The sequence below is a fragment of the Moorena producens 3L genome, from assembly GCF_000211815.1.
Classification (GTDB): domain Bacteria; phylum Cyanobacteriota; class Cyanobacteriia; order Cyanobacteriales; family Coleofasciculaceae; genus Moorena; species Moorena producens.
Genome location: NZ_GL890945.1, coordinates 141385 through 154253 on the forward strand (window position 1 = coordinate 141385; position 12869 = coordinate 154253).

At 42.9% G+C, this 12869-nt stretch carries 10 protein-coding genes and 1 pseudogene; 5 read left to right on the forward strand and 6 right to left on the reverse strand.

Annotated elements, in window-relative coordinates; translation table 11 throughout:
* Nucleotides 1–64: 64 nt before the first annotated feature.
* Nucleotides 65–1246, forward strand: coding sequence for an FAD-dependent oxidoreductase (locus tag LYNGBM3L_RS22240; RefSeq protein ID WP_044494350.1), 1182 nt, complete (start codon nt 65–67; stop codon nt 1244–1246).
* Nucleotides 1247–1339: 93 nt separating this feature from the next.
* Here the strand turns inward: LYNGBM3L_RS22240 and LYNGBM3L_RS47740 are convergent.
* From LYNGBM3L_RS47740 to LYNGBM3L_RS22275, 6 genes and pseudogenes are all read right to left on the reverse strand, one after another.
* A pseudogene (locus tag LYNGBM3L_RS47740) lies at nt 1340–2259 on the reverse strand (IS1634 family transposase); the annotation flags it as partial.
* Nucleotides 2260–3109: 850 nt separating this feature from the next.
* Nucleotides 3110–3745 carry a GTP-binding protein gene (locus LYNGBM3L_RS22255; protein ID WP_009149018.1) on the reverse strand — a complete coding sequence of 212 codons (636 nt, stop codon included), beginning with the start codon at nt 3743–3745 and terminating at the stop codon, nt 3110–3112.
* A gap of 392 nt (nt 3746–4137) precedes the next feature.
* The gene (locus LYNGBM3L_RS22260; protein WP_009149020.1) at nt 4138–4509 is read right to left on the reverse strand and encodes a roadblock/LC7 domain-containing protein; all 372 of its coding nucleotides are present in this window, start codon (nt 4507–4509) and stop codon (nt 4138–4140) included.
* A 261-nt stretch (nt 4510–4770) separates the two neighbouring features.
* Nucleotides 4771–5325, reverse strand: coding sequence for a protoglobin domain-containing protein (locus LYNGBM3L_RS22265; protein ID WP_009149022.1), 555 nt, complete (start codon nt 5323–5325; stop codon nt 4771–4773).
* Nucleotides 5326–5973: 648 nt separating this feature from the next.
* Nucleotides 5974–6525 (reverse strand): GTP-binding protein, encoded by a 552-nt coding sequence (locus LYNGBM3L_RS22270; RefSeq protein WP_267872075.1) that lies wholly within the window; start codon nt 6523–6525, stop codon nt 5974–5976.
* Between the two features lie 265 nt (nt 6526–6790).
* A complete protein-coding gene (locus LYNGBM3L_RS22275; RefSeq protein ID WP_009149024.1) occupies nt 6791–7894 on the reverse strand; it encodes a saccharopine dehydrogenase family protein in 1104 nt (367 codons plus the stop codon).
* Nucleotides 7895–8509: 615 nt separating this feature from the next.
* On the opposite strand from LYNGBM3L_RS22275, the gene LYNGBM3L_RS22280 reads away from it, so the two are divergent.
* The 4 genes from LYNGBM3L_RS22280 (at nt 8510) to LYNGBM3L_RS22295 (ending at nt 12611) form a co-directional block, all read left to right on the forward strand.
* Nucleotides 8510–9106, forward strand: coding sequence for a helix-turn-helix transcriptional regulator (locus LYNGBM3L_RS22280; RefSeq protein ID WP_009149026.1), 597 nt, complete (start codon nt 8510–8512; stop codon nt 9104–9106).
* A 740-nt stretch (nt 9107–9846) separates the two neighbouring features.
* A complete protein-coding gene (locus tag LYNGBM3L_RS22285; RefSeq protein ID WP_009149027.1) occupies nt 9847–11205 on the forward strand; it encodes a chloride channel protein in 1359 nt (452 codons plus the stop codon).
* Between the two features lie 157 nt (nt 11206–11362).
* Nucleotides 11363–11632 carry a nitrate/nitrite transporter NrtS gene (gene nrtS, locus LYNGBM3L_RS22290; protein ID WP_009149028.1) on the forward strand — a complete coding sequence of 90 codons (270 nt, stop codon included), beginning with the start codon at nt 11363–11365 and terminating at the stop codon, nt 11630–11632.
* Between the two features lie 157 nt (nt 11633–11789).
* Nucleotides 11790–12611, forward strand: coding sequence for an aminotransferase class IV (locus LYNGBM3L_RS22295; protein WP_009149041.1), 822 nt, complete (start codon nt 11790–11792; stop codon nt 12609–12611).
* Nucleotides 12612–12869 lie beyond the last annotated feature (258 nt).

The following is a 12869-nucleotide window of genomic DNA, read 5'->3' on the forward strand; positions in this document are numbered from 1 at the left end:
GGGAGCAGGGAGTAGTTCCGGAGTGATTATCTATACCCTAGGGACATTTTTTGAGCGCATAAAAATGAAACTTTCTAGTGAATATGATGTTGCCATTGTCGGTGGAGGACCTGCGGGTTGTGCTACTGCTCTGGCTCTGAAACAGCAAGGAATTTCTAAAATCCTGGTAGTAGAGTCGGGTCGTTATGAAACTATTCGCATTGGCGAGAGCATTCCACCAGATACCCGTCTTCTTCTGGGTAAACTGGGAATATTGGAGGATTTTCTTCAGGAAAACCACGAGACTTGTTTTGGTAGTTGCTCTTCCTGGGGAGATGACGGACTGGGCTACAATGATTTTTTGCGTAATCCCTATGGTAACGGCTGGCATTTAGACCGGAGGCGCTTCAATGCTTTTCTAGCCCAGAAAGCGGTGGAAAGGGGAGTAAAACTGCATTGCGGGACGAAAGTTCGGAATTGCGATCGCATCCCTTCCCAAGGCTTCCAGTTGCAACTTGTGGGAGAGGACAAACAAACACGAGTGATCACTGCGAGTTTTCTTGTAGATGCCACCGGAACACGAGCCAGTCTGGTAAGAGGTTTGGGAGCCAGAAAGCTTTTTCTCGACCAACTGATTTGTGCGATCGCTTTTTTCGAGCTTCCCCCTTCCTGGCATTTTTCCAAACTAACTCTGTTAGAGGCGGTAGAATATGGCTGGTGGTATGTAGCCAAGCTCCCCAACAATAGGTTAGCAACGGTAGTAGCTAGCGAACCTTCAATTATCAAAGAAGCTCGATTGCACCGGATGGAGAACTGGCTGACCTACCTGAAAGAAACCAAACACATATCAAAAGAATTGGTTGATTGTTGTGCGATCGACAACCTTTCAGTCTCTTCGGCATCCCAGGCAAAAGCACAAGAGCCAATGGTTTGCACTGCGCCTTCATTCCGGTTAGACCAAACTACTGGAGATGGCTGGCTAGCTGTAGGAGATGCGGCTTCAGCTTTCGATCCGATTTCCTCCCAGGGTATTTATAAGGCTCTGTGGGACGGTTTGAAGGCGGCGAAGGCCATTACTTCCTATTTGCATGGAGATAGTAGGGGTCTGGAAGAGTACGAATCTCTCATTACCTCTCGATTTAATAATTATTTAACTCAGCGCAATTACTTCTACAAAATGGAACGACGATGGCCTGCTTCTCCTTTTTGGCAGCGACGCCAACAAAGAACTGGTTTGGAACAGGGTAATTTACTTGCTGGAGTTTAGATTAGTTACCGGTGCGCAACTGTTGAACTTCCTCTTTTTAGCCTACATTCCGCAGGTTTGTCAGACCAGTAGATAATATTGATGATGCTGTTGAATTTTTTGTTCAAGGTGTTTGAGGTCAGCTTCTTTTCTGGCTTCACTTTCGACCACCAGCCATAGCTGTTTGATCTCACCATAGGTAGTACAAACACAAGCTATAGGATATCCTGTTAATTGAGCCTGATTGAAAGCCTATTCAGACAACTGCTCCATTAACTGTTGAGCTGCTTTGATAGTTGCCGGGACTCGGCTGAGCCATTGGAGATCTCTCAACGATTGAAGGTTCTCCTCACTGTAAACCGCAGCATCGGCAACAAACAAAGCTTCACACTGCCATTGCTCCGGGAACTGTCTGATCAGTTGGGCAAAAATGGCTTGGTCTGGTTCATTGCGATCAGAATCTCGTAGGTATAATGGTAGATCAGCAATCCCCACTGCACATCAAATCCACCATGAATTTTTTGAGGTCAGGTCGATGGTCATAAGGAGTAACCATGAGTAATCGTGATTGCTGCTGGTTGTTTCTATAAAGAAGATCTCTTGGTCTGATCGCCTCGATCAACGTGAAAGGAACTTGAATCAAGGTGTAGACTCTGCCGATTTACCCCAAACTTAGAAGCCGCTTCTAGAGCTACTTTGACAAATAATTGAGTGAGTCGAAGTTCATAGAGTTGCTCTAAGACTCTTCCAAGACGGTCATCAAAGAGAAGCTTTGGTTCAATCCCCTCTCCCAAAATATGTTCGGTGGCTTTCCCTACAAAAAATCTTTCAAACAGGTTTTGGGGGGCACTAACTAAGCCCTTACCATTGATAATCATGGCTTTTAGCGCTACTGAGGCACTTAACTTTTCTTGAGGGTGGGTTCCTAGTTGTTGGTTAATTTGTTCTACTAGTCCCATCTGGTCAATGATACCTGCCACTAGGCCACAGTGGTCAAGATCTTGTACTCTTATTGAAGATGCTACTGATTTCATGCTTCAAAAATACCATAGTTTTCCTCTCCTACCTGCGGAATGTGGGATGTAGTTAAAGGCTTGCTCAAGAGTGGAAGAAATACAACAAATAACCATTGCTTCATAGAGTTTGCCCTTCTTCGCAAATAGTGAGATTTTAAAAGTTTCGGGAAGGTATTAAAAGCGTAGTTGCTCAATAGTATTGATAGCATTTTCCAAAGCCTGTTGAGATGTTGGTAGTTGACCTTGATGCTGCTACGTTAGCGCCAGTCCGTAGAGAGATTGCTATTTAGTTTCTGGTGTTTCAAACTCCTCAGCCTGGGCAGGGCTGTTTCATTTTCAATTTTTCGGTTCGCTGAAGCTCCCGAGTGGGAGCGGTTTCGCTCCTATTTTTCTATTATTAAACCCAAGAGTATAAAAAAACGGTGATTTGCTTACCATAAGACGCTTTGAGCCCCTCACCCAGGAATTTTAGGGTCGAGAATGAAACAGCCCTGCTCGGCCTAGGGGGGTGACATGCAAGCAGAAATCCTTACTGGGTAGTCATTTCAGTCCATAAGTTACAAAAGGTGGGCTTGACCTTGGCGAATTTAATTCGCCAAGGTCAAGCCCACCTAAAAGATACATGCTTTTTTGGGCTGATATTGGACATAGTTATAAGGGTTTGAGCTTCCAGAAAGCGATGCAGCAAGGGAACAGGGGGTTTCCCCCACTCGCGCTTTGCATCAAGACAATGAATCGAGGGTTAATTTCCAACTGTATCTTCCCTGAGCTCATTGGCCTCAAAGCCTTATATAGTAAGCTTTTTATGTCTCATGTTACCCCCTCAGTGCGCAATAGCTTAAGCTGATAGCTGATAGCTGATAGCTAACTAACCCCCTGATAAAAACTGGGGCTTCGGCCAATGATATTGGTTCTTAACAGGTAGCGGAGCTGCCTGACTTACCTTTTCTTTCCTAGCACTTTCAATAACACTCCCTTGGCAAAGCATCTGAGCCATCAAAATCATTACAGTTTCAAATACTGAGGTCTTATTATTGGGATTAACAGCCACAATTGGGGGTTGATTAGGATCGCCGATGTATGCCATGCGCATCATAATTTCCTCTGGAGTCCATGCCCCTGAAACATCAGTATGAGTCAGACCAATAATCATTGGAATAGTGACCCGCTCCTGCATAAACGATAAAATCTGACGAGCACTAGCAAAATCACTGCTTCGATTAGCTGCCATTAATAAAATATAGGCGTGAGCTCGGCGAATCAAAATATCCCACATAAAATCAAAGCGAGCTTGACCAGGAGTTCCATACAGGTGCAAATCCAAGTTTCGATTTAAGGGACGCAAACCAAAGTCTAAGGCAACGGTCGTTTTTTTCTTAAACAATGATGTGGCATCCGTAGCCGTTCGTTCTGTTTCAATAACCGCACCTTCGCTGAATGTTCTGACAAAAGTAGATTTGCCAGCCCCTATTGTTCCCGTTACTACAATCCGTATACTGTCCATTGGATTATGCTTCCCTAGCAAATACTACAGGTTATCAACTGTGCCAGTAGGTTGGGGTGAATCAAGGTAATTTGTTGACGATTGATGGTTGATGGTTGACGGTTGATGGTTGACTGTTAGTGGTCAACCTTGAACAAAAAATACCTTACATTGAATTTCACACACCCACTGACGTTATACCAATAATCCAGAATGCCTTGGCCGTAGGCCACGCTACGCGAACAACAATTTTTAAAAAAATTTACCATTTAATAATGGGTAATGGGTAATTAATCCTAGTCTTTAAATTAGCCATTACCCATTATCTATCACCCATTACCAATGACTATCAATTACTATAGTTTATCCCTTTTATCAACTATACTATTAGTATAGTAATACCCAGAAAATTACTATAGCAACATTGGTTTTAATTCAGCAAGAGTTCGTTTAATTTCTAACATCAATACTCCCTGCTTAGCTGCTTTACTAGCTAGAACCAGAAATACCGCTTCTTCACCACAACTGGTCAAAACGCTAAATCCCTCTTTCCCCTCAACATAGATCCGGTCAATGTCACCTCTAGCCAGTTCTGAGCCAATTCGCTCACCCAAGGAAAGCATAGCTGCAGACATGGCTGAAACCCGTTCTTCATCCATTTCTCCAGGCAGACTAGATGCTAACGGTAAACCATCGGTCGTGACTACAGCTGCTCCCTGAATATCAGCAGTGGATGTAACAAAATTATGGAGGATATACCCCAATTTTTGAGAATTAATCGCCATTGTTCCCTTACTCCAATTGCAGAATGTGTAATTCGGTTAGTTTGTGTTCCTCGAAACTGATAGCTGATATTTAAGTAGGAGTAGTGCCAATTTTCCAGAACTTATAGACTATTGATTTAGTTTCCAACAAAAACGACACGTAATCTAGCAATCCTATCGGAAACGTGAACAGTTACAGGTCTTACTCAGGACTCATAACTCTCCGAGTCAGAACTATTTTCTTGAGATTTATTGTTCACAAATGATTTAGGATTGCTATAGTTACATAGAGCTAGCGCCAGTACTAATCAGACGTCTAAATAGACCCTCTGTCCAGCCAGTTTCTTTGAGAACCGCTGCCGAACTCACTTCTACATAGGCTTGCTCAATGAAGGCTAAATCAATCATGCAGATCCGACTGAGGGCATCCCGCAAGGCTTCATCTTTACTATCAGTTTTTATCCGGTTAGTAAATGCCTGCACTACAATTGCCATGGCTGGGACGACATGTTGAGGAGCGATACCAATTTTCACATGTACCAAACCTATACGCCAACGACGTTCAGCATAGGCTTTTCCCCAGTCATCCATACCAGTGAACATTTCGTAAAACCATTGCACAAAGGTTACCCGTAGGCGCTCCATACGACCTTCCTTCTCTTTCATAATGGCATCCATTTCTTCATCATTACCTAAGTAAGTATAGAAATGATCTGCCATTTCAGAAGCAATTTCTTTTCCCCAATCTGCGTGTGATTTCAGAAGCGCTTTGTCTTCACTGGTCAAATTGACACGCTTTTCCATCTTGGTCATAAATTCCTGGGGATCTAAGCTCATAATTACTCCGATACAGGTTAAGCTAACTCTAATTGATTACTTGAATGTTTAGCAAAGCACCCCGATTTAATTTTAGATTATTCCAACACTATAGCAACCTTTGTTTTTAAATATTATTATCTGAATAGATAATTTTGGACTAAAATATAATCCAGTATTTTAGTTGCATTTTAGCTTTTTAAATTTATAAAATAAAAGATTTACCAGTTTTTTTTGTATAGTTTTAGTGAAGTTTATAGTTTGGGTTTACCAGAATTTTAAACTATTCACTTCATCTATCGTTGAATGTACCTATAACCTAAACTCTTGGATGTTTAGTAGTTGATACTACATTTATAGGTAAACTCTATAACGTTTACTTACTAACCTTTTCAGAAAGTGATCCGTTCAATCCGGATCACTTTTTTTAGTGACGCTAATTAATGATTTATGTAGTTTTATAAACATAAATTACAGAACATGGCAATTCTTAGAAACGATAATCCTTGGGGCGAAGTATTCGGCTAGCAAATTTGGGAGCAAACCAAGAATTTATGTGCGAATGCTTAGCCCTGACAAACGTCCTTTCTTTTATGGGTTTCGACCTGACAGGGGTTGGTCACTTATTTGACAGTTATTTGAGCTGAACTGTACTAGCTACTGGCTGGTCTAGGAATCTAGGAGATCCATCAAAAGCACCAAAGCCTCAAGCACTGAGGTTCGCTGATTGGGATTAAGTATTACAGTTGGGGGTTGATTGTGAGGGTTGCTATAACCGAGAGTTCTGATAATTTCCTCTGAAGCCATTGCCCCTGGACAATCCATATGGGTTAAACCAATAATCATCGGAACATTTACTCGCTCCTTCATAAACAGGAGAAGCTCACGAGAGTGGTTCAAACTGCTGGGTCGATGAACCGGGACCAGTACAATGTAGGCGTGAGCTTCACGAATCAAAATATCCCACATGAAGTCAAAGCGAGATTGACCAGGAGTACCGTAGATATGAACATTTAGATTGTTACCAAAGGTAAGGCTACCAAAGTCAAAGGCAACGGTAGTTTTTTTCTTTAGCAGAAGTATTTCGTCGGTGGCTTTACCTTCTATTTCCACAGCTTCAAAATTACTTGCTGTCCTCACAAAAGTAGATTTGCCAGCTCCTACAGTTCCGGTTACTACCACACGGATACTTTTCATGGGATTTACTCCACCAAGGCTAATTAATACTGAGTAGATTTCTGTCTTAGCAAATTAGAAAGGGAAATTTGGCGGCGTAAGTCCTGTAATTTGAGTTATAGCAGTCGCCAGGGCAGTTAGGACATGACAAAAGTCTCACACCCTTTGTAAGCGATGCAGCGCGGTCTTGGGGGTTTCCCCCATGAGCGACTGCATCAAGAAGCGCAAGAGTTTGACTTCTGACAAATGACTTCTGACAAATGACTTCTGCTATAAAGGAGGGTTATCAAAGCGAATTTGGTATCAACACTTAACCTTCAACAGTATTAATCTCAAGTCCTCGACTTTGTATAGTTTGCTCAAATAATGGCGTAGACAGGGCTTGTTCCACCGGCCAAACTCCCGGTTTATTGAGTTGACCAGTAAGCATCAGTTCAGCAATACTACCAGTACCGACCCCAGCAGCGACAGCAGTATTCTGATGGACTAAGGTTGAGCCAGCACGGGCTGATTTACCATCTTTGTAACCAGTAACCTCTGAGCGAATGGCAACACCAACGCCACTAATGCGATCGCTTACATCGGTCATGATGTGGCTGACATGGGACAAAAACTCGATTCCAGCGGGATTTTTCAGCCAAGATGAGGGGAAGATATGGGCGGCTATCCAGGTCAGATGATTATAAAAATCGGGAACTGAGCCAAATTTAGTGATGACGGTGTTAACAGGGAATGAGTCCACTAAGGTCAAGGCTTCTGGCATATCAAACCAGTAGACACCAGCTTTACCATAGGGAGCAGGGAATTGGATGGTTTCCCTTACGCTATAAGGTTTCACGGTTTGCCACTGATTATCAATCCAAGCTTCAAACGGTTCTTGCAATCCTAGGAAAGTAGTACGCATCACCGTCACTCCAGCACCACCAGAACCGGCAACTACATAGCTGAGGTGAATCCGTTCTGCAACATCTAACTGTTCTACATCGTGACGCACCATGCTATTGGAGATACCAGGAAAAATGCCAGAATTGACAATAGCGGTGACACCAGCAGCAGTAGCTTGTTCACGGAAGGCTAAGGCTTTACGGGTAAAAGCACGGTTGTCACTGACATCGAGATAGTTAACTCCTTGTTCGATGCAAGTGTTTAGGACAGTAGCGTCTCGGTAGAGAAACGGACCAGCACAATGGATGACTAGGTTGTGAGATGCGATCGCATTTCTTAACCCCTCCTGATCAGCTAAGTCTAGAGGGATAAACTGCACGGGGGGCTGTAACTGTTGTGGCAGACCTAGGTCAAGTTTACCCTGACGTCCGGTAATCGTAATTTTCGCCTGAGTATGGGCAAGTAAGTCTTGCGCTACACTGTTCCCGATGCGTCCTTTGCCTCCTAGGATTAAAACCTGGTCTGTCATTAGATTATGTCTGCTTGAATACTGATCGCAGTTCTATCTTACGGTTGCTAGTTTCACTTAATGTCATCATTGGATTCAAGTCTAATTGAATTGTGTCCATTGGGTTTTACTAAAAGTAAATTTTTGAACTCTAGGGATCCCTGTAGGAATTGTGATAATTTTTGATGCCATATTCCCTACGGTGCGCTTACAGTCGTCGAATTAAATTCGCCACGGGTCGCACCGCTCCCTACTCCCTACTCCCTACTCCCTACTCCCTTTAACACTATAGCAATTTTCAGGTATTGAAACGTAATAGAAGTCAGTCCGACTTTGGGGAGATTCTTTGCTATCTTCCCCATCTTTCCCATCTTCCCCATCGCCATCTTCATCAATTATCCCGATGTTGTGCAAACCCCTTCAGGGGATAGGCTTCACCTGCGCCATTTAGTTAAGTTTTGTTACAAAATTGCGACATCCGGCATAAACGGTAAGGCTTAATCCTGATAAGTATTAAAACCCTTAAAACTAGCAACTAACTACACTTTGCCGTAAATAACCTAGCTCCCCCAAACTGATCAGTGGGAAATCCCCTCGCCACAGACTATCCAACTTCTTTTAGAATAGGTCTACAAGATGAATACTATCACTAACTCTTTAGAAAGAGCCAATACTCAAGCACAACAGTTAGATCAGGTTTTATTACAAGGGATACTGGAAGGATTTATTGATGGCATTTTGATTCTGAGTACAAAAGGAAAGATACTTCATGCCAATGAATCGGCTCGTCTTCTGTTGGATAAACTCACACCAGACAGTAAAAAATCTAATTTGGTGCCTAAACAAATCTGGCGTGTCTGCCAAGCTTTGAAGTACAGTTTTAAGTCCTATCATTCTCAGGCAGTTATTATAGATTCTTATCTTACTACGAGTCAGTCAACTCCTGTTCGGATACGAGTTCGATGGCTCAAATTAGAGTTATCCAAAGAGCCTTTTATTTTAGTCACTCTTGAAGACCAACATCAATCCATTCAAAATCTAGTGCTTGCAGAAGTTTACCACTATGGTTTAACTCCTCGTGAAGCAGAAGTCTGGTTACTGCGTCGAGTCAATTACTCCTATAAAGACATTGCCGCTAAGCTATTCATTACCCTCAGCACAGTGAAGAAGCACATGAAAAATATTCATGCTAAACGTAAGCTGACAGCCGTCAGCTGTCAGCTGTCAGCTTAAAATAAACCTCGAACGGTCGAATTTAATTCGAGATTAATGAGAATTGAAAGGGGTGCATCTCAATGCATGCAATTAGGCAAAAATTCTAATAAAATCTCCATACTTCCCACACTCCCCGCGCCCGGGCCCCACACTTCCCGTCTTTTTTACAAATATGAGATGCACCCAATTGAAAGTCTGGGGAAAATCCCATCAGTAGAAGTAACTCACATTAAACGAATCCTTGCCTCTTTTCTTCAAAAACTGTTCGCGTAGCGCATTAGCTGAATGCTTACAGCTAAAACCTTAAGCCAGTGCTTTGCAGCTAGACCAATGATTTGAAGCGAGCAGTTGTGGACTAGCTGCTGCATCTGGCTTACCAATTAGAGGAGTTGCACTCGGAGGGTTTGTTGTAGTCTGTAGCAACACCCCCGACTCAGGCAAACTCTTGTCAGGCTTACCTCAATCAATGTTAGGTATTGAACCATCAGACTAGACGAGGGCAAAATTCCCCTAACCGATCACCCCCTATTCACCAAGGGTTTCTATTGTTAATGATAAGTCAGTTTTAAACGTTATGAAAACTACTTTATGCAAAAAACATTTTAAATTCATGCAAAATATACATTAAAGATTTTTTTATGTAAAAAGCAATTGAATTTCATGCACCCGATACATAGTAACTCTATCTATTTAAGTTATTGTTGTCCATGATGAAAAAATAACCAATTCTCGTAAAAGACAACTGGGTCATGACAACAATGACATCAGAGACGGCTCAAGTATCATCGGTAAATCAAAGGACTAATCAGACGGAAAAATCAGATAGCTACAATCAACCCGTCAAGCTAGCTTATATAAAGCTAATCCTCTGCGCTACAGGGATTGGCATTGCTGGCGGATTAGTAGCAACTAGTTACTATTTTGTCCTAGAACAGTGTTTGCATTTTGTTTGGCATTGGTTGCCCGAATTTCTAGAACCCTATTTCCCCAGTTGGATACCCTCTTGGAATTATGTGTGGATTGCCACTACCATTGGTGGGTTTTTCGTGGGCTTATCCCTGTACTTCTTGGGGTTACCCGGTGAAATGGCGTTGGTGATCGAAAAAGTTCACGATCCAGGTAGGATGGAGCCTCGTCAAACTCCTGGCATGATTGTGACCTCTCTAATTTCCATCACCGCTGGCGGGAGTGCTGGACCAGAAGCACCTTTGGTACAGATTAATGGTAGCTTAGGTAGCTGGCTAGGAGTCAAGCTTAAACTGGCAATCAGCCATATCCGGATATTGACCTTCTGCGGGATGAGTGCTGCTCTTGGTGCCTTTTTTGGTGCGCCGATCGGGGGGGCATTGTTTGCCCTAGAAATTCCCCACCGCCGGAGTCTGGAATACTATGAAGCCATCGTACCAGCCATTGTCGCGTCAATTTTTAGCTTCTCTGTTTTCCGCTTTGGTACTGGGTTAAATGTGGGAGGAATTTACCGCTTTAACCTTTTTGATACATTACCTACTCTGTCCTGGCTAAATTTAATTGAGGGTGGATTACTCGGGGTTGCTGGTGGATTAGCTGCTATCGTGTTTATCTATATCTTTCGCTTTACCAAGTCTTGGATTAAATCTATTGAACATCGCCATATTTTGCTAGCTACACTAGGCGGATTATCTATTGGGTTGATTGCTGTATTCTTTCCCCAAACCCTATTTTTTAGTGAGGAGCAAATTGAAACAGTGATTGAACAAGGTCCCACTTTGGGGGTAACCATGTTACTGGGGATTGCCTTGGCAAAAATGTTTGCGATCAGTTTTACCCTCCACGGTGGGTTTAGAGGCGGATTTATCTTTCCTCTATTTTTCATCGGTGCCAATCTGGGTTTAGCTATCTCCATCGCCTTACCCGAAATTCATCCCACCATTGCTATGCTTTGCCTGATGGCAGCGGTGAATGTGGCTGTCACCAAAACACCGGTCAGTAGCACGGTTATTCTTAGCGTTCTGTCTGATACATCGATTCTTCCAATTATTGCTATTGCTAGCTTTGCCAGTTTCTTGTTAACTACTAATATTTCTTTGCTGAAAACTCAGCGATCGCGTAGTCAGGAGGGTATACCAGTAATGGCTTAAGAAGACTTAAGTCTGAGTTAGTCAAGGATTTAGTCAGTCAACAAAATCAGTTTTTTTGTTGAGAAGTTAGCTAATTGGGTAATTAAGAGTCAACCGCCAAAAAAAACCATCAGTTAGGTAAAATTGTATCGTTAACAGCTTCCTAGATAGGTACAGGGTGAAATCTTTAAAAGAGTTCTGTCTAAGTGTTGTTGATCTCGAATTGATGCCAACTGCGCTGAGGGTGGCTTTGGTCGTTGGCTCAGTTCTGTTTGTGATCAATCATGGTTCTGCTCTCCTACAAGGACAGATGACTCAACAGCGATGGATTTCAGGGGGTTTAACCTATATAGTTCCCTACTTGGTCAACATTCATGGTCAGTACACCATGCGTTCTAGGCAAACCGCTCGAAGAGGAAAAGCAGATTATAATCGCAATTCTGGTTGATTACGATATAGCATTTATCAATTGGGTGAGGTACTTTCGTCTGGGGTTTTAGGGAGCAGTGAGCAGGGAGCATGGAGTAGAGGTAAGAGTATGGGGAATAGGAAACCCAGGCGCGTTGAGGGGGGGGATTTGAAAAAATTTTGTGTACCTCATAAGTATGGAAAACGCTAGAGTGATGTCAAAACCCTGCTTCTGGTACAATGGTCAGCTAATTGAGGGCAACTCCCTGAGCCTGACCATTGATGAGCCAGGATTTATCTATGGCGCTACAGTTTTTACCACCCTACGAGTTTACCATCAGTCATTAGATCACCCACTAACCCATTGGACTAATCATTGCCATCGCCTCCAATCGAGTTTACAAGCATTTGGTTGGCAACAGCCGGATTGGGAGCAATTGCGCCAAGGAGCACAATCACTGATCACCCTTTACCCAGTGCTGAGAATTACCCTATTCCCCGATGGACGAGAATTGATTATGGGTCGTCCTCTGCCAGCCAATTTAGCTCAGTGGCAAGAACAAGGCATCACTGCTTGGGTAGCTGAGTCCTCTTCGGTAAAATTTCATCGCTGCTTACCCACTCACAAGACCGGGAATTATCTATCTCCATGGCTGGCGAAGCAAATGGCGCAAAATATGGGAGCACAGGAAGCAATTCTGGTAGATAATCACGGGAATTGGCTGGAAACTAGCACAGGTAACTTATGGGGATGGAGAGATGGTCAGTGGTGGACACCACCAGTGGAAGCTGGAATTTTACCAGGTGTGATGCGATCGCATTTAATTAAGTGGCTGACTTGCCAAAATCAGAGAGTTCGTGAGGAACCTTGGTCACCCGAGTTGGTAGGACAGTTGGATGCGATCGCATACACTAACTGCGTGGTGGAGGTTGTTCCCATTCACCGGGTCATTCAAGAAAATTCTGAACGAGTTTATGACCCACTACACCCAGTTTTCCAAGACTTACGTAAGTATTAACTATTAACTTTTAATTGACGAAAAAATTCGTACTCTGTTTATTGATCAGGGGTTGCCTTACATTAGCTGATAGCTCAATGCTGTTAGCGTAGCGTGCGCCTAGCGCATTAGCTGACTGCTTACCTTTAGTCTAAGCTTCAGACGTTCAAAGTAGTTGTTTTTACGGTATACACCCAATGATTATTATCAATAATTTAATTAGGTATGGATAAATCTACTTATCCTGCTATCTGTTGACCATTTTTTTGTAGCTAAAAA